This is a genomic window from Neisseria sp. HMSC056A03, from assembly GCF_001815685.1.
GTDB lineage: Bacteria > Pseudomonadota > Gammaproteobacteria > Burkholderiales > Neisseriaceae > Neisseria > Neisseria subflava.
This window is the reverse complement of record NZ_KV821589.1, coordinates 1-15963: the sequence shown is the minus strand read 5'-3', so window position 1 is coordinate 15963 and position 15963 is coordinate 1. Positions and strand designations below refer to the sequence as shown.

General features: G+C 52.2%; 19 protein-coding genes and 1 pseudogene. 4 read left to right on the top strand and 16 right to left on the bottom strand.

Going from position 1 to position 15963, the window contains the following annotated elements; all coding sequences use genetic code 11:
- Nucleotides 1-132: 132 nt before the first annotated feature.
- The 12 genes from HMPREF3052_RS02260 to rpmE form a co-directional block, all read right to left on the bottom strand.
- Entirely contained in the window at nt 133-621 is a 489-nt protein-coding gene (locus HMPREF3052_RS02260) for a peroxiredoxin family protein (RefSeq protein WP_070748237.1), read from the bottom strand.
- Nucleotides 618-1001 carry an acyl-CoA thioesterase gene (locus HMPREF3052_RS02255; RefSeq protein WP_070748235.1) on the bottom strand — a complete coding sequence of 128 codons (384 nt, stop codon included), beginning with the start codon at nt 999-1001 and terminating at the stop codon, nt 618-620. Before HMPREF3052_RS02255 ends, HMPREF3052_RS02260 begins: the two co-directional genes overlap by 4 nt.
- Nucleotides 1001-1363, bottom strand: coding sequence for a hypothetical protein (locus HMPREF3052_RS02250; protein WP_003681812.1), 363 nt, complete (start codon nt 1361-1363; stop codon nt 1001-1003). Before HMPREF3052_RS02250 ends, HMPREF3052_RS02255 begins: the two co-directional genes overlap by 1 nt.
- Before the next feature lie 115 nt (nt 1364-1478).
- Entirely contained in the window at nt 1479-2306 is an 828-nt protein-coding gene (locus tag HMPREF3052_RS02245; RefSeq protein ID WP_070748233.1) for an MlaA family lipoprotein, read from the bottom strand.
- Nucleotides 2303-2581 carry an STAS domain-containing protein gene (locus HMPREF3052_RS02240; RefSeq protein WP_036493932.1) on the bottom strand — a complete coding sequence of 93 codons (279 nt, stop codon included), beginning with the start codon at nt 2579-2581 and terminating at the stop codon, nt 2303-2305. The genes HMPREF3052_RS02245 and HMPREF3052_RS02240 overlap by 4 nt, the downstream gene beginning before the upstream one ends.
- Before the next feature lie 63 nt (nt 2582-2644).
- Nucleotides 2645-3235: an MlaC/ttg2D family ABC transporter substrate-binding protein gene (locus tag HMPREF3052_RS02235; protein ID WP_070748231.1), complete on the bottom strand. Its 591-nt coding sequence runs from the start codon at nt 3233-3235 to the stop codon at nt 2645-2647.
- 32 nt (nt 3236-3267) lie between these two features.
- A complete protein-coding gene (mlaD, locus tag HMPREF3052_RS02230) occupies nt 3268-3762 on the bottom strand; it encodes an outer membrane lipid asymmetry maintenance protein MlaD (RefSeq protein ID WP_049329454.1) in 495 nt (164 codons plus the stop codon).
- Nucleotides 3763-3812: 50 nt separating this feature from the next.
- A complete protein-coding gene (mlaE, locus tag HMPREF3052_RS02225; protein ID WP_070748229.1) occupies nt 3813-4589 on the bottom strand; it encodes a lipid asymmetry maintenance ABC transporter permease subunit MlaE in 777 nt (258 codons plus the stop codon).
- Between the two features lie 65 nt (nt 4590-4654).
- The gene (locus HMPREF3052_RS02220) at nt 4655-5455 is read right to left on the bottom strand and encodes an ABC transporter ATP-binding protein (RefSeq protein ID WP_070748228.1); all 801 of its coding nucleotides are present in this window, start codon (nt 5453-5455) and stop codon (nt 4655-4657) included.
- A gap of 223 nt (nt 5456-5678) precedes the next feature.
- Entirely contained in the window at nt 5679-6566 is an 888-nt protein-coding gene (locus tag HMPREF3052_RS02215; protein ID WP_283126938.1) for a hypothetical protein, read from the bottom strand.
- A 148-nt stretch (nt 6567-6714) separates the two neighbouring features.
- On the bottom strand, nt 6715-8373 hold the full coding sequence (locus HMPREF3052_RS02210) for an ArnT family glycosyltransferase (RefSeq protein ID WP_070748224.1): 1659 nt from the start codon (nt 8371-8373) through the stop codon (nt 6715-6717).
- 239 nt (nt 8374-8612) lie between these two features.
- Entirely contained in the window at nt 8613-8828 is a 216-nt protein-coding gene (gene rpmE, locus HMPREF3052_RS02205; RefSeq protein WP_003681847.1) for a 50S ribosomal protein L31, read from the bottom strand.
- 281 nt (nt 8829-9109) lie between these two features.
- Here rpmE and HMPREF3052_RS02200 point away from each other — a divergent pair, with 281 nt between their 5' ends.
- Complete coding sequence (locus HMPREF3052_RS02200) at nt 9110-9643, top strand: acyltransferase (RefSeq protein WP_049350939.1); 534 nt, start codon at nt 9110-9112, stop codon at nt 9641-9643.
- Between the two features lie 61 nt (nt 9644-9704).
- Here the strand turns inward: HMPREF3052_RS02200 and HMPREF3052_RS02195 are convergent, their stop codons facing one another.
- From HMPREF3052_RS02195 to HMPREF3052_RS02180, 4 genes are all read right to left on the bottom strand, one after another.
- Entirely contained in the window at nt 9705-10169 is a 465-nt protein-coding gene (locus HMPREF3052_RS02195) for a four-helix bundle copper-binding protein (protein ID WP_070632729.1), read from the bottom strand.
- Between the two features lie 302 nt (nt 10170-10471).
- On the bottom strand, nt 10472-10900 hold the full coding sequence (locus HMPREF3052_RS02190) for a L,D-transpeptidase (RefSeq protein ID WP_070632731.1): 429 nt from the start codon (nt 10898-10900) through the stop codon (nt 10472-10474).
- Nucleotides 10901-10908: 8 nt separating this feature from the next.
- A complete protein-coding gene (locus HMPREF3052_RS02185; RefSeq protein WP_070748221.1) occupies nt 10909-11421 on the bottom strand; it encodes an outer membrane protein assembly factor BamE in 513 nt (170 codons plus the stop codon).
- A 459-nt stretch (nt 11422-11880) separates the two neighbouring features.
- Nucleotides 11881-12519, bottom strand: coding sequence for an MBL fold metallo-hydrolase (locus tag HMPREF3052_RS02180; RefSeq protein WP_070748219.1), 639 nt, complete (start codon nt 12517-12519; stop codon nt 11881-11883).
- Nucleotides 12520-12690: 171 nt separating this feature from the next.
- Between HMPREF3052_RS02180 and cysE the strand changes: the two are divergent.
- The 3 genes and pseudogenes from cysE to HMPREF3052_RS02165 all read left to right on the top strand — a co-directional run.
- Nucleotides 12691-13257, top strand: a pseudogene (gene cysE, locus HMPREF3052_RS02175) (serine O-acetyltransferase); the annotation flags it as partial.
- A 261-nt stretch (nt 13258-13518) separates the two neighbouring features.
- Nucleotides 13519-15546, top strand: coding sequence for an HAF repeat-containing protein (locus HMPREF3052_RS02170; protein WP_070748217.1), 2028 nt, complete (start codon nt 13519-13521; stop codon nt 15544-15546).
- Nucleotides 15547-15650: 104 nt separating this feature from the next.
- Nucleotides 15651-15938: a helix-turn-helix domain-containing protein gene (locus tag HMPREF3052_RS02165; RefSeq protein WP_070748215.1), complete on the top strand. Its 288-nt coding sequence runs from the start codon at nt 15651-15653 to the stop codon at nt 15936-15938.
- The last annotated feature ends 25 nt before the right edge of the window (nt 15939-15963 follow it).

Here is a 15963-nt window from a genome sequence, read left to right as displayed (position 1 = left end):
ACGGGTATTCGGTTGTTTCAGACGGCCTTTGTTAATAGAGGAGCTTGGTGTCTGAACGGATAAAATGTTGCTTATTATAAAGGATATTTCGGTTTTAGGCCGTCTGAAATATGGTTTCAGACGGCCTTGGATTTATTGGGCGAGGGCTTGGTCGATTTCTTGATAAAGTTGGGAGAAATTGGGTTCGCCGACGTAGGTTTTGAGGATGTTACCGTTTTTGTCGATCAGGACGGAAGTAGGGTAAACCTGTGTGCCAAAGGCTTTTGCGGCAGTTTTGTCGGCATCGTACATGACGGTGAAAGGCAGGCCGTATTCTTTGACGTACTGATGGACGCTCTCAATAGGGTCGATGGGCTGGGCAATGCCGAGGACTTGGAAGTTTTTGCCTTGATAGTCTTGGGCGGTTTTGATGATTTTAGGCATTTCGCTCACGCAACCGGGACAGGAGGGAAACCAGAAGTTAATGAGGGTAACTTTGTCTTTTAAATCGGCGTTGGTAATGGTTTTGCCTTGCAGATCGGGCAGGGCGAAATCAGGGGCGGCTTTGTTGCTGGGGATAAGGACAAAGGTGAGAAGCGCGCCAATCATGGCAACGATGAGGAGTGTGAGTATTTTTTTCATGATTCGAGATTTTGAATTGCGTGTGCTAAGGTTTGGGGAACGCTGATGCTGCGGCCGCTTTCACTGCTGACGGGCATAAGGGTAACTTCGGCTTCAATGGCGGCTTTGCCGTTGGGCAGAGTTGCGGTTTGGCTAAGGATGATGTGGCGTGTGCCGATGTCTTTCAGACGGCCTGTAAAGGTCAAGACATCGCCTTCAAGTGACGGGCGGCGATAGTGGATATCAACGCGTGCAACAACGAGCATGATGCCTTTGAGTTCGGACAGAAGGTCATGCTCTTGGAAAAACGTCCAGCGCGCTTCTTCGAGAAATTCGAGATAGCGCGCATTGTTGACGTGGCCGTAGCCGTCGAGATGGTAGTTGCGGACGGTCAGTTTCATCAGTTGAGATTGATGGGTTGGAACTCTTCGCGTGCGATGGGTTCGTGTTCAAGGTCGGTAATCACGGTGGAGAGTTGGATGTCGAACCATTCGTTGAAAATGTCGGCGTCCAAATCCGGCCATTCGCTTTCGTCTTCGCACCAGTCGGCCAATTCGGCAGCAAAAATATCTTCAAAACGCGCTTCGATTTCGTCCCATACTTCGTCTGCAGTTTCGCACGGGCGAACGAGGTAGGAATTGGCATCGGCTTGGATATCTTCAAGCGTCAGGCCGTCCAAGTGATTGCCGGGCAGGGATTTCAGCCAGTTCCAAAAAGGATCAAGGGGGATAAGCAGGAAGACGCTGCGGTTGACTTCGTACATGGTGTTTTCCTTGGTTTCTGTATAGTTGAATGATATAGCAAAGGTGGTGGACTGGCTATCTTTTGGGGGATAAAGGCCGTCTGAATTTCAGACGGCCTTTAATTTATGGAAACCATCAGGGATTTTCTGATGGTGTTTGATACAGGGTTTGAGGGTTGGCTGTATCGGGGATTTCTGCCGGAGCGGTTTGGGGTGCTGCTACCGGTTCGGAAGAGGCGTTGCTGTCCACCAAGTCGTCGATGTCGATGTTGTCGTCTTCGCTTTGAGGGAGCGTGCCGCCGGTTTGTTGGGTGCGGACTTTCATGTAAAGGTCGCGTGTGTAGCTGTATTTGTCGATGGCTGCACCTTCGAGGCTGTCGGTCAGGTCTAGCAGTTCTTCACGGGTATTGATGGCTTGCAGACCGGTTGTGCCCCAGCGTCCTGCACTGGTGTGAAAGACGGCGTTTTTAACCGGATAGACGGTGGTAACGGCGTTGCCGACGGTATCGCGTACGGTCGACGGGCCGAGTAGGGGGACAACGAAGTAGTTGCTGTTTTTCCAGCCCCATGAGGCGAAGGTATCGCCGAGGGTGTTTTTATTGCTGGGTACGCCGCCTGCACCGGCTACGTCGATTAAACCGCCAAGGCCGAAGGTGGTGTTGATGCCGACGCGGACGAGGTCTTCGCTGGCGCGTTTGACATCAAGGCGCAGAACATTACTACCGAAGCTGACGACATCGCGCAGGTTGTTGAAGAAGTTGCTCACGCCGGTACGCACCGGTTTGGGCGTTACTTTGCGATAGCCGCGTGCGACAGGGGAAAGGACGTATTTGTCTGCTTTGTCGTTGAACTTGGAAACGGTACGGTTGTAGCCTTCGTAAGGGTCGGCCGGATTGCGTTCGGCAAGTGCGGGAGTGGAGGCAAGGCTGATGAGGAGGCAGAGGGAAGCGGTGGTTTTTTTCATGATTGCAACCAGTCTTTGATTTCGTAAAGTTCGGCCAGTGCGCGGACGGAATCGGGAATATTTTGAATGGTTGGTTTTTTGTCTGTCCGGCGCAGAGCGTTGAGTAGCAGGGAAACGCAGGCGGAATCTGCTTTGCCTACTTGGCTGAAGTCTATGCTGTCTGTTTCTTTCAGACGGCATTGCTGTTCGTAGCGCGCAAAGGCGGAGGCAGTCAGGGTTTTGACGGTAACGTCGCCGCTGATGTAGAGCGTGCCGTTGCGGATTTCTGTTTGCATGGTGTCTTTATGATGTAAGGCACCATGCCGTCTGAACATCAGGCGGCATGGTGTGTGGGTGGATTATTTACCGCCGTTTTTGGCTTTCAAGTCGGCAATTAGGCCGTCGATGCCTTTGGCTTTGATGGTTTCGCCGAATTGGTTGCGGTATACGGTAACCAAGCTTGCGCCTTCGACTGCGACATTGTATGCTCGGTATTTGCTGCCGCTTTGGTAGGTGGTGAAGTCCATGTTGACCGGTTTTTGGCCGGAAACATTGATTTCGGCGCGGACAACGATTTCTTTACCGTCTTTGTTTACGACAGGGTTGTCTTTGATGTTGACCTTGGCGTTTTTGAATTTCAGCATGGTGCCGGAGTAGGTGCGGATCAGCAGGGTTTGGAACTCTTTGGTCAACGCTTGTTTTTGTGCGTCAGTCGCAGTACGCCATGGGTTGCCGACGGCCAAAGCGGTCATGCGTTGGAAGTCGAAGTAAGGGATGGCGTAGGCTTCAGCTTTTTGGCGTGCGGTGTTGGCCTCGCCGCTGTTGAGGATTTTCAGCACTTGAACGGAGTTTTCACGGACTTGGTTGACTGCGTCGGCAGGAGAGGCAAATGCCATGCTGATGCTCAATACGCCGATGCTCAATGCGCTGATGAAGGAAGTTTTTTTCATGGGAGTGTCCTGAATATTGGGTTGATATGTGTTTATTGTTTGTTTTGACCGGCAGATTCACTATCTGCGTTTTTTTCGGCAAAGCTGGTCATGAATTTGCCGATAAGGTTTTCCAAAACCATGGCGGAGCTGGTGACGGTAATGGTATCGCCTGCCGCCAAAGAATCAGTATCGCCGCCTTGTTGCAGGCCGATGTATTGTTCGCCCAACAGGCCTGAAGTCAGGATTTGTGCGGAAACGTCGCTGCTGAACTGATATTGGCTGTCCAGATTGAGGGCGACTTTTGCCTGATAAGATTTAGGGTCGAGCTGAATAGAGGCAACGCGGCCCACCAGTACGCCTGCGGATTTGACCGGGGCGTTGGTTTTCAAGCCGCCGATGTCGCTGAAATCGGCATAGACGGTGTAGGTTTGAGAGGATTTGCCGAACGATTGTCCGCCGGCGGCGCGGAAGGCGAGAAAGCCGATAGCGGCCGCGCCCAGTAAGACAAACAGTCCTACCCAAAATTCCAAAGCATTTTTTTTCATGTGCTATTGTCCTTGTTTCATTCTTTTCTAAGTGTCGTTTCAGACGGCCTTTAGTCGGTAAACATCCATGCGGTCAACATGAAGTCGACAGCGAGGATGGTCAGGGCGGAAGACACTACGGTGCGTGTACTGGCACGCAAAATACCTTCGGAAGTCGGTACGCAGTGGAAGCCCTGATGTACGGCGATCAGCGTAACGGCTACGCCGAAAGCGGCGGATTTGATTAAGCCGTTGAGTACGTCGTAATGGAAGGTAATGTTGTTTTGCATTTGCGACCAGAAAATACCGCCGTCCAAACCCAGCCATTCGACGCCGACCAAATACGCGCCGTAAATGCCGGCAACGTTGAAAATCGAAGCCAGCAAGGGCATGGAAAACACGCCCGCCCAAAAGCGCGGCGCAACCACGCGTGCCACAGGGTCGACTGCCATCACGTTCATTGCTTCAAGCTGCTCGGTGGTTTTCATCAAGCCGATTTCGCTGGTCATGGCACCGCCCGCACTGCTGGCAAACAGGATGGCTGCCAATACGGGACCCAATTCGCGCAACAGGGAAGCGGCAACCATATAGCCCAAAATATCGGCGGATTTGAATTTTGCCAGCTGCGTATAGCCTTGTAAGCCCAATACCATGCCGACAAACAGGCCGGACACGGCAACAATCAGGACAGACAACACGCCTGCAAAGTAAATCTGGCGGATGCTCAGGCGCGGACGGGCGAATGCCGTGCCTGATTTGGCCAGGATATGCAGGAAAAACAGCGTAATGCTGCCCAGCGATTGGATGAAGCCGAGGGTTTTTGCCCCGACGGAACGGATAAAATTCATAGGTTTCAGTTGATTGGTTAAATGGTTTTCAGACGGCCTTGTTTAAGTTTCAGGCCGTCTGAACATCAGCCCAGCAAGTCTTGTTTTAAAGTCGTTTGCGCCGGATAGCGGTAGGCGACAGGACCGTCTGCCAAGCCGCCGACAAACTGGCGCACCCAAGGCGAGTCGAGTTCGCGCATTTCTTCGGGCGAGCCGGAGAACATGATTTCGCCGTGTGCCAGGAAAATGACTTGATCGACGATTTCCAGCGATTTTTCAATATCATGCGTTACCATCACGCTGGTTGAGCGCAGGGCTTTGTTGGCACGGCTGATGAGGTGGGCGATAACGCCCAACGAAATCGGGTCGAGGCCGGTGAAAGGCTCGTCATACAACATGATTTCAGGGTCGAGCGCAATCGTACGCGCGAGGGCGACACGGCGTGACATACCGCCGGAAAGCTCGGAAGGCATCAGGTTTTCAACACCGCGCAAACCGACTGCATTCAGTTTCAGCAATACTAAATCGCGGATGACCGCTTCGGGCAAATCCGTCAGCTCGCGCATGGGGAAGGCGATGTTGTCGAAGACGGACAAGTCGGTGAACAATGCGCCGTGTTGGAACAAAACGCCCATGCGGCGGCGGTGTTCGTATAGCTCCTGCGCCGAAAATGCGGCCAAATCTCGCCCTTCAATCAGCACTTTGCCCGATTGCGGGTGAATTTGACCCGTAATCAGGCGCATCAGCGTGGTTTTACCGCTGCCCGAACCACCCATTACGGCGGCGAAATTGCCTTGTGGAATGCTGAAGTTGATGTTGTTTAGAATAGGACGGTCACCATATGCGAAGGCAACGTCTTTCATTTCGATGAAGGGTGTGGAACTCATGCAGGAGAGGGGGTATCAAAAAATGTATTTTAATTACGTGTATTGTAAAGGGTATTGGATATTCGGGCAATTTTCAGACGGCCTGCGCGTAGGAATAACGGGTAAAAACGTGTGAAAGAATGCAGAAGCATTGGTGGTACGGTCGTTTTGTCGCGTGTTGTGTCAAACATACAGACAGATGTGTAGGTATATAAAGAGGCGGGAAAACATGCCCGCCTTGTTTTTAATATTTCTGCAAACCTTCCACCTTGATTTCTTTGGTATTGGCATTGATGAAGGCTTGAGTCGCTTTCATCGTGGCTTGGATGCGCGGATCGTTCCAACGCACGATTTGGTTGTTTTCATCGCGCTTGTCTGACCAGATAATCACGCCGTCGGTGTATTTTTTGCTGATTTCGAGCATTTGGCGCCAGCGGACGGGATCAATGAACTGTTTGAAATAAGGGCTGTTGGTGGCCGAATAATATTGCGGCCAGATGTAGCCGATGATTTTTTTGTTGGGAAAGCGTTGATGGATGTCGTCAACGGCGGTTTTCACGTCTTTTTCCCATTGCACCAAATCGGGGGAAGTGATGTAGAACACAGGATTGGCATAGTCGCTGATGGCGGCAGTGGGCGCACGGCGTTTGCTGACTTGCCGCCATTTGGCCAAGATGGCTTCGTTGTCAACGTTGGGGCGGTAGTGGCGGATGCCGTGCAGGTGTTCGGAAGGCATGCCGTAGTTGCTGATGACGGCGCGCGGGTTTTCTTCTCTGAAGATTTGGTACATCCGTTCGAAGTCGGTTCTCAATTCGTCGGGTGTCAGCAGTTGGCCGTCTTTTTCGGCAAACCAGCTTTCGATGTCGGTAGAAATGGTGCGGTAGCCTTCGCGGCGCGATTGCTTGGCCAATTCGCGGATACGCGCTTCATTGAGTACGCCGTGTTTGCGTTTGCCCGTCGGATCGGGTTTGACCAGCTCGCTTTCGTAAACCAAGAACACTTTGGAGAGTTTGTCGGCGGTCAGGTCGGGTTTGCCGACGTAGTCCATGCGGTCGTAGATGATGAAATCTTTGGCATGAGCGGAGAGGGCGGTCAATAAGAGGACGAGGGGCAAAAGGCGGTTGGGCTTCATATTTTTAGGCAGATAAGGGAAAAGGGCCATTGTACGGGAAGCGGTGTTAAAGTGAGTCAAAGGCCGTCTGAAAGGATAAAAGTTCTTTCAGACGGCCTTTTATTTGAATGTAGCAGGAATATTCAGCTTTATGGCTAGTGTCACGGATTTATTGCGCCGCAGTTTTTTCCAGCAATAGGAAAGTCTCGGCTTTGTTACGCGGTCTTGCGCCTTGCCACAAGGTTTGCCAGCCCGAAGGTGCGCCGACATTGGCGGCTTGGCGGATGAGGCGGTAGCGGCAGGACGGGTTGTCGGTCGTGGTTTTAATATGGCTGTATTGTGTCCACGCGATGCGTGTGCGCTGGTCTTGGCCGTCGATGCTGATACATTCGAGGCCGTCTGAAAGTTTCTGTTTCAATTCGGAAGAAAGCGCGGCTTCCATTTGGTGAACCACCGGCGCATGGCTTTTGGCGGCGTTGAGCCACGGTAAAAACAGGGTCATCAGCAAGGCCCAAGCCAAGGTAACGCCGGCCGCCCAGTTGGTCACGGCTTGGCGGCCGCGGATGTTTTTACGCGTAATCGCCCAGAGCCACAACGGGGTAAACAGCAGGGCGACGGTCATCGGAATCGGATCGATGTCGGGGATGTAATATGGGCTGAAATAGGCGGCGCGTTCGGCCAGTTTGGCAGGCCAGCCGTAGTTCATGGCGAAGAAGCCCAGCCACAGGAAGGCGGCAATCAGACCGAATGCCATGATGCCGAACCAGTTGATAAATGCCGCTGCACCGCGACGCAGGCCGTCCAGTTGTGCCGCACCGAGCAGGGCGAGCGGTGGCAACAGCCAAACGAGGTTGTCTTGCAGGCGTTGCGGGTTGATGGCGAGCAGGGCTGTCATGATAACCAGCCACGACAGGCTCAGAATGCCCCAGTTTTTATTGTGGATACGTGTGCGGCTGAGCGTCCATGCTGCCAGTGGCCAAGCAGGCAGGGTAAACCACAGCAGGTTTTTCAGATAATAGGGCAGGCTGAAGGCCGTCTGAATCTGATGGAAACCGCCGAATACGCCTAAGGAATAATGGTTGAACCAAATATCAAACCATTCGGGATTGGTTTTGGATAAAACCAGCGGATACAGAATCAGCAGGGGCAGGGAAACGACGATGGCACCAATCAGGGTCAGCAAATAGCGTTTGCTTTGCCAAGTGGAATGGAACGACAGGGCAAGTGCCAAAAACATCATGGCCGCGGTCAGCAGGTAGCCTGAGGAGAGGGAGAGTAAAACCCAGCCGCCGCACAACAGTAAAATGGCGATAATGACGCGGCAGCGTGCCAGTGAAAAGCCGCACAGAATCAATCCAAACGCGGCAAAGGCGGCCGACATGGGATTGAGGAAGTGGGCGATGGGCAGCAAACCGATGCTGCCGATAAGGATTAAGACAACGCTGCGGCCGTGGTGTCTGCCGAGAAAGTTGAAGCCGGCAAAACCGCAGGCGGTCAGTCCGATGGCGGTAAATACCACGCCGGCAAAACGTGCGGCATCATAGGCATCGGCCGCCCAAGGCGAAAACAGGGTTTGGAATGCGGTTGCCGCCCACAAAAAAGCAGGGGAGATGGTGAAATCGGGTTGGCCGAAGATTTGTGCAATCAGCAGGCTGCCGCCGTTTTTCATGGACTCGGAGGCGGTAAAGAGGGAGGGTTCGGCAGGGTTCCACAAGTCATGCGAAAACACGCCCGGCCACAGCCAGGCAAAGGCCATCAGCAGCAGAAGCCATGGTTTTTCATGGGTTTTTTGGGGGCGGCGCGGATCGGGCGGTGTGTAAGTCAGCATGGAAGGTCAAAAAACGGTTGGTTTGAATAGCAATGGTACAGGGTTTGACGGGTTTGCGCGATATGCCGGACCGGGGAGCTTTGTAAAATAATGCTTACGGCTCGTTTTTATCGGGTGTTTGGTTGGAATGATATGGCATTCGGTTGACGACAAAAAGCTCAGGCCGTCTGAAAGAAATGTTTCAGACGGCCTGAATGCAAAAAAGACTGCACGAAGCAGTCTTTTTGACAAAGCGGCAATTAGCGTTTGAACAGGTTGCCGAATTTGTTGTTGAATTTGTCCACACGACCGGTAGTGTCGACGATTTTTTGAGTACCGGTGTAGAAAGGGTGGCACAGAGAGCAAACCTCAACGTTGAAGCTGTCTTTTTCCATTGCGGATTTGGTCACGAATTTGTTGCCGCAAGAGCAGGTAACGTTGATTTCGTGGTAGTTCGGGTGAATACCTTGTTTCATTTGATTTCCTTTCGATTAAGCGGGCACAGGGGTTTTGCCTGTACTTCAGTTAAGTGTGGGATTTTCGCTATTTTTGGCTGTTTCGTCAAGAGGATATTTTGTATGCAGGGCAGTTTCGCAACAGGCGAGAACAGTTTAGAATAGAGTTTCAAACTAAATATTGTGTAATTGGGCTGTAGTCCAACTGAAAAGAGGATGTAAAACCTCTTCTAGATGTGAAACTTTAAGAAAAATAATAGTCTGATTAATATTTACGCTTTTACGAACAGGAGACGGAATCCATGCAAAAAAGGATATTGACGCGTATTTTGCGTGTCTGGGGAGGAATGTTGCCTCCGTCTTATTGCAAACCCTTCGGCCGGATTGCGCAAAAATTCCGCGCCGCTTTGGCTGCGTGCATTTCCCCAAACATCGGCAAAAACGTCAATATTGAAAAAGGCGGATATGTTTTTCCAGATACGGTAATCGGCGACAATTCGGGTATCGGCGTAAATTGCGAAATCTGTCGCGGTTTGACCCTCGGCAAGAACGTGATAATGGGGCCGGAATGCCTGTTTTATTCGACCAACCACAAATTCAACCCTGAAACCCGTCGCTTTGAAGGTTATACAGATATCAGCCCGATTGTGATTGAAGATGATGTCTGGATTGGTCGGCGTGCGATTATTATGGGCGGCGTTACCATCGGCAAGGGTGCGGTAATCGGTGCAGGGTCGGTGGTTACCAAAGATGTGCCGCCTTATTGCGTGGCTGCGGGCAATCCTGCGACTGTTCGGAAAAAACTGCTGGATGAGCAAGAGCTTGCAGCCGAATAGCGTGAACAAAATAGCAAAATAAAAGGCCGTCTGAAATTCAGACGGCCTTTTTTAATATTGATTAAGCGGCAATTTTTTCGCATTCTTTAATGCAAGCCAAGCAAGATTCGTAGCAGGCTTTGCATTCAGCGTGGTGGCCGGCGTGTTCTTTGCAGGCGGCAGCACATTGTTTGCAGGCTTCGATGCACACTTTTGCCAAAGACGGGGTCAGGCGTGAATTTTGGGCAGCGAGGTTTTGCAATGTGCCGCACAGTGCCAACATTTGGTTAGCGCCGGCTGCGCAGTCTTTCATGGAAGTATCGCCTTCGCTCAACAGGGCGATGCAGTGCGCCAAACAGATTTGGCCGGCTTCAACGCAATGTGCGGCCGCTTTGCGCGCAGCTTCGTAGGCGCGCGGTGCAGAATGCGCGTGACCAGCATGACCGGCGTGGTGTGCATGGCCTGCATGGTCGTGAGCACGGGCGAAAGAAGCGGCGGCGGTGAGGGAAACAGCAGCAGCGCTGCCGATAAATTGACGACGGTTCATAAGATAGAGTCCTTTTTGCTTTGTGAAATAATATTACGAATGATTAAGTCTATTCGATAACAAGAGGTTAACATATTCTTTGTTTGTAAACAATAAAGGCTGCCTGAATTTTTAGGCAGCCTTTCTTTTAGATTTACGCGTTAGATTGATAGAGTTTTCTTTTCCTGAATCAGCAGCTTCAACAAAGTTGCCGCGCTGTCTAAGACCGTATCAATATATCCAAACATAAAAGGTTTTACTAATAAAAAGAAAAGGCCGTCTGAAAAATATTCAGACGGCCTTTATTCAAACTAAAGCCTACATCAGATGATTTCTAAAATGAAGTACTGACGCAGTTTTTCGTACACATGGCTTTGTACGTTGATACAACCATTGGTTATGATGCGGTCGGCCACATGAGGGGAGACGATGCGTTCCATGCGTCTTTCTTGTGGCTTGAGCGTCCATACCCTATGTAACGCAAACAGAAAGTCATTTTCTTCTTTGAAGCCGATAACTTCGCCACCGTAACCCGGTTTGCTGGTCATCATCGGCGTCATATTGAATTTGCCTTTCGGCGTGGTCTTGCCAATCAGTACCGGATGGCACTGACCGTCATCGGCAAAGCAAAGCTCCGCCTTAGCTGTATTGACCACAACTTTTTTGCGTTGGATATAGTCACTGACAGCATCGGCAGCGGCCAAAGAATTCAGACCTGCTGCCAAAGCTATACCCAATAGAATCCGTTTCAAATTTGTCCTTATTGACGGATGCGTTCAGGAGCTTCTTTAATGATCTCGCGGATGATCACTTGAGGCTCTTGTTTAGGTGTAGGTGCTGGAGGAGGACATACGGCATCTTTAGGGAATACTGGATTCCAGAAGAAGCTGCGTGCAAATTTGTCTTTGTCGAAGATCACTTTGTATTGGCAAGTAGTGATGCCTTCAACGCCGGAAGTGTTTTCAGGGTCAACACCTACGCCTGGGGTGTAGAAGTGGAACAGGTAGTCCCATTCACGCACGCCCATGCCTTCGTCGTAGTGAGGACGGCCGAGGATTTTGTAGATGTCGTCTTTGGTCAGGCCGGGACGCATTTGATCCAGCTCGTCAAAAGTCGGGAATGTACCGCGGTCTTTGTTGAAGGTCAGGGAGTAAGGTTTAGGGAAGCGTGGCTCGTCTGTAGTGCCTTCAGGAGTGATTTTGCTCTTAGTAGCACAGGCGGCCAGCAGGCCGGTAGCCAGCAGGACGAAGCCCACTTTTGCGATTTTTTTCATTTGATAATCCTTTTATTGATTTTACCGGCCGAACTTTTCAGACGGCCTGTTAGTGCCGGCAGCGAGTTTGCCGGTTTACCCAAATAATGTTGTGCTTCTTAAAGATGTCCCCGACGGTTTGACAAACAGAACATCGGCACATTCCGGCAGGGCATTGCACCTCATCTCCGTTGTATCCGCCTGAATCGGCAGAACCGTTCAGACGGCCTGACTGACATTTATTGTCACTTTGTAACAATTTCACTGCGAGTAAGGCTTGGGGTTTAGAGATGTCCGGTTTTTGATAAATCAGGTTGTATTGCGTAATGCCTTGTTATCTTTGTGCTTTAGTTCTTTTTGGCATTTGCCGGAGATTAGGTACTTAATCTTTCGGGTGTTATTCCTGCAAATTGTATGTCAGTTTTCCTTTATACGCATAATCTGTGTATGCCAGAATGTTGGCTTTATACAATATTCATATTAACGAACCAGAAACGGATTGTACCTTTTCTCATGCCCGATACTGGTCATGCGGCCGTGTCCGGCTATAACTTGCGTGGTTTCGGGCAGGGTTAATAGTTTAGCGCAGATATTGTCTATGAGGTCATCATGATTGCCGCGCGGAAAATCTGTGCGACCAACGGTCTCATAAAATAAAACATCGCCTGCGACTAAAAGACCGTTTTCGGCGTTATAGAAAACGACTTGGCCGGGAGTGTGGCCGGGAATGTGGAGGACTTGGAAGCTATGGTTGCCGACCTTAAGCGTTTCTCCTTCTTCCAGCCAGCGTGTCGGCGTGAATGACGGAGAAACAGGGAAGCCGTATTGCGCCGTCGTTTGCGGAAGGGCTTGGAGCAGGAATTCGTCGTCTTTGTGCGGGCCGAGAACGGGTACGTCGCAGGTTTTCAAAAGTTCAACCACGCCGCCTGCGTGGTCAAGATGGCCGTGGGTCAGCCAAATGGCGGTCAGCTTGAGGCCTTTGTTTTGGACTTGTTGCAATAAATAGGGTACATCGCCGCCGACATCGGTCAAAACGGCTTCTTTGGTTTCATCGTCCCAAATCAGCGTGCAGTTTTGACGGAAGGGGGTAACGGCGTTGATTTCAAATTGGAGTGCCATGGGTGTTCCTAGGAAAGGCTTGTTTAATGTTGTTTACGTTTCAGACGGCCTTTTGCACATGGGTGCATACTCTTTCGGCTACAATCGCAGCTTTTACGCAACAGAGGCCGTCTGAAAATGGAAAATACCTATTTTAACCTATGGCAGACCATACGCAACGAAGCCGTCCGCGCCGACATCACCGCCTATTACGAACGCGACCCGGCCTGCGACCAATACTGCCTGCCGCTTTTGTATTTCAAAGGCTACCATGCCATTCAGGCGCACCGCATCAACCACTGTCTGTGGAAGGAAGGGCGCAAAACGCTGGCCTATTTCCTGCAAAACCGCGCTTCCAAAGTGTTCGGCGTCGATATCCATCCGGCCGCCCGTTTCGGGCAGGGGATTATGATTGACCACGGCACCGGCGTCGTTATCGGCGAAACCGCCGTTTTAGGCAACGACATTTCCATCCTTCACGGCGTAACTCTCGGCGGTTCGGGCAAAGAGGGCGGCGACCGCCACCCGAAAATCGGCGACGGCGTGATGATAGGTGCGAACGCCTCCGTGTTGGGCAACATCCGCGTGAACGAATGCGCGAAAATCGGCGCGGGCAGCGTGGTGGTGGCGGAAGTGCCCGCCTACAGCACCGTCGTCGGCGTGCCCGCCCGCGTGGTCGGCAACAAATCGTATGCCAAACCGGCGGAGGAAATGAATCAGAATTTTTATGAGGAAATGAATCAGGATTTCTATATCTGAACCTGTCCGTTCGGTAAGCGGTAAAACCTTAAGGCCGTCTGAAAACAAAACATCCCTGTTTTTCAGACGGCCTCCCTGCCGCCCTTAACTTTTTAAAAGTTTTATCTGATTTCTTAAAATTTTGAAAACACACAAAAAATCGCATACCAAACTGCTATAATAGCGCCATTTGTGTAGCACCAACCAAGCTGCGGCGGACACCCGCCGCTTTTTATAACCTGAATTTTATAACCTGAATTTTATAACCTAAAAAGGGAAAACATGACTATGCAAAAACCATCTCCCGTACACCGCCTTTTAACCCTCGCCGCGCTGCTGGCCGCGCTGCCCGCCACCGCCGCGCCTAATAAGATTACCGAAATCGAAGATAATGGTTCGTATGCAACCGCCATCAACGGAAACGGTTCGATAGTAGTAGGAGGACTCGGCACACAAGCCGCCGTCTGGTCGGGCACTAACTGGGCGAAAAAAACCATCCTCGGCACACTGAAAACTGATGATGAATTGCTCGCTGGGGCATACCTTCAACCAAGTGCATCGGGTGTAAGCGGTGACGGCTCGGTGGTAGTCGGACATACTATCGACGACAACAGAAAAATTCACGCCATCGTCTGGTATGGTAACAATTGGGAGAAAAAAATCGATCTCGGCACGCACAGAAATGACAATTCAGGCGATTCTGGAGCAAATGCAGTCAGCAGAGACGGGAAAATAATAACCGGATATGCAGCTGGCAAAAACTCTTCTGCTCGCGCCACCGTCTGGTCGGGCAGCAACTGGGCCACTAAAACCGACCTCGGCACACTGGAAACCGGCAATTCCGGCATTTCGTACGGTCACGCCATCAGCAGCAACGGTTCGGTAGTGGTTGGAACCTCGACGGACGACTCTGACAGATTCCGGGCCGTTACTTGGTCAGGCAAAGACTGGAGCACCATAACCGACCTCGGTACGCTCAGAACCGAAAATTACGGCAGATCGTACGGATACGGCATCAGTGGCGACGGCTCGGTGGTGGTCGGAAAGTCAGACCGCTACATATACGAAGAACGGGCCGTCGCCTGGTATGGCAGCGGCTGGACGGAGAAAACCGACCTCGGCACGCTGAAAAAAGACAACTCCGGTTCTTCCGCAGCATACGCTGCCAACGGCGACGGTTCTGTTCTGGGCGGATATGCATTCAATGACGACGACGAAAGACGTGCCGTCGTCTGGTCAGGCAGTAACTGGGCGGACAAAACCGACCTCGGCACACTGACAACCGATAATTCAGGTGATTCACGAGTATCTGCTATCAGCGCCGACGGCAATTTTGCGGTCGGAGAGGCAGAAAACGACAACGGCAACACCCGCGCCGTCGTCTGGAACCTGCGCAGCTTCAACATCCGCGCGGCAGATACCGCCAACACCCGCGCCTCCCTGTCGCTGCTGTCTGCCGACACCGCCGCCATGCTCGCGCAGCGCGCCCGCGCGGCTGAAAACCTGCTGGGCGGCTGCCGCGCCGACGGCGGCAAATTCTGCTACAGCGCCGGATACCGCCGCGACATAGGACACGGCGCAAGCTCGCGCGGCGCAGACTTCGCCTTTGGCTACGGCTTCACCGACAACTTCGATGCCGCCGTCTCCCTGGCGGTTCCCGCCCGTGCCGAAGAAAACGGCAGTCACCGCCTGAAATCCGGCGTCGGCATCGGCCTGTCCGCACGCCTCCATAACGGCGCGGGTTGGTATGCCGTACCCGCCGCCGCCTTCGAAACGGACAAAACCCGCATCCGCCGCCCCCATCTGGACGGCACGGAAAGCCCCGAGAACACCGTCCGCACCAAAGGCCGCGCATACAGCCTGACGGCCGGCCGCGACTACGGCACGTCCGGAGAAAAAACCTTAGGCTGGTACGCCGCGCTGCGCCGCACCGAAGCCGAACGCCCGTCTTATAGCGAAGATGCAGGCCTGTCCTTTCCGTTTGCCTACGGCGCGGCCAAGCTGAAGGAAACCTCATTGGCGGCAGGCATAAAAGGCCGCCTGCCCCTGACCGGCAAACTGGCATGGTACGGCAATGCGGAAGTTGCACAGCGCGTGGGCGGAGGCAAAGCCCGCTTCACCGCCGAGGTTCCTTTCTTCGGCAAATATGAAACGGAGCGTGAAACCTCGCGTACCCGTCCGTCCGTACAGACCGGCGTAGACTACGCCTTCAGCCCCTCCGCCGTGCTGTCGCTGGGCGGCTATGTCGGCCGCAACGCCTTCTCCGGCACCGACAAAGGCATATTCCTGAAGCTGAACGGTAAGTTCTAACCGTTGTAAGGCAATAAAAAAGGCTGTCTGAAACCCGAAAACGGGTTGAACTGCACCCCAAAAGTTGGACATCCCCCCTCCAACTCACAAGGTGCAGTTTTTTTATGAGCAAATATACATTACACTTCAAATACCAAGCCGTACTCCACTACCTGCACATACGCAGCCAACAGCGTACTGCAGACCACTACGGCATCTCACGAACCCACCTGCGACGATGGATACGCGCCTATCAAGAAGGCGGCATCGGCGCACTCGAACATCCCCAATCCAAAACCATGACCGACCACCGCAAAAACCCCTTCATCGCCGATAAACCCGACCACGAAAAAACACAGGCAGAGCTTATCGAAGAGTTGCGCTATATGCGCGCAAAGGTTGCCTACCTATAGGGAATTGCTTGCGGAGCATTCCATG

Bases quoted from the DNA above. Each gene is read 5' to 3' on its own strand.
- HMPREF3052_RS02260 (WP_070748237.1), bottom strand. From the start codon at position 621: ATGAAAAAAATACTCACACTCCTCATCGTTGCCATGATTGGCGCGCTT.
- HMPREF3052_RS02255 (WP_070748235.1), bottom strand. From the start codon at position 1,001: ATGAAACTGACCGTCCGCAACTACCATCTCGACGGCTACGGCCACGTC.
- HMPREF3052_RS02250 (WP_003681812.1), bottom strand. From the start codon at position 1,363: ATGTACGAAGTCAACCGCAGCGTCTTCCTGCTTATCCCCCTTGATCCT.
- HMPREF3052_RS02245 (WP_070748233.1), bottom strand. From the start codon at position 2,306: ATGAAAAAAACCACCGCTTCCCTCTGCCTCCTCATCAGCCTTGCCTCC.
- HMPREF3052_RS02240 (WP_036493932.1), bottom strand. From the start codon at position 2,581: ATGCAAACAGAAATCCGCAACGGCACGCTCTACATCAGCGGCGACGTT.
- HMPREF3052_RS02235 (WP_070748231.1), bottom strand. From the start codon at position 3,235: ATGAAAAAAACTTCCTTCATCAGCGCATTGAGCATCGGCGTATTGAGC.
- mlaD (WP_049329454.1), bottom strand. From the start codon at position 3,762: ATGAAAAAAAATGCTTTGGAATTTTGGGTAGGACTGTTTGTCTTACTG.
- mlaE (WP_070748229.1), bottom strand. From the start codon at position 4,589: ATGAATTTTATCCGTTCCGTCGGGGCAAAAACCCTCGGCTTCATCCAA.
- HMPREF3052_RS02220 (WP_070748228.1), bottom strand. From the start codon at position 5,455: ATGAGTTCCACACCCTTCATCGAAATGAAAGACGTTGCCTTCGCATAT.
- HMPREF3052_RS02215 (WP_283126938.1), bottom strand. From the start codon at position 6,566: ATGAAGCCCAACCGCCTTTTGCCCCTCGTCCTCTTATTGACCGCCCTC.
- HMPREF3052_RS02210 (WP_070748224.1), bottom strand. From the start codon at position 8,373: ATGCTGACTTACACACCGCCCGATCCGCGCCGCCCCCAAAAAACCCAT.
- rpmE (WP_003681847.1), bottom strand. From the start codon at position 8,828: ATGAAACAAGGTATTCACCCGAACTACCACGAAATCAACGTTACCTGC.
- HMPREF3052_RS02200 (WP_049350939.1), top strand. From the start codon at position 9,110: ATGCAAAAAAGGATATTGACGCGTATTTTGCGTGTCTGGGGAGGAATG.
- HMPREF3052_RS02195 (WP_070632729.1), bottom strand. From the start codon at position 10,169: ATGAACCGTCGTCAATTTATCGGCAGCGCTGCTGCTGTTTCCCTCACC.
- HMPREF3052_RS02185 (WP_070748221.1), bottom strand. From the start codon at position 11,421: ATGAAAAAAATCGCAAAAGTGGGCTTCGTCCTGCTGGCTACCGGCCTG.
- HMPREF3052_RS02180 (WP_070748219.1), bottom strand. From the start codon at position 12,519: ATGGCACTCCAATTTGAAATCAACGCCGTTACCCCCTTCCGTCAAAAC.
- HMPREF3052_RS02170 (WP_070748217.1), top strand. From the start codon at position 13,519: ATGACTATGCAAAAACCATCTCCCGTACACCGCCTTTTAACCCTCGCC.
- HMPREF3052_RS02165 (WP_070748215.1), top strand. From the start codon at position 15,651: ATGAGCAAATATACATTACACTTCAAATACCAAGCCGTACTCCACTAC.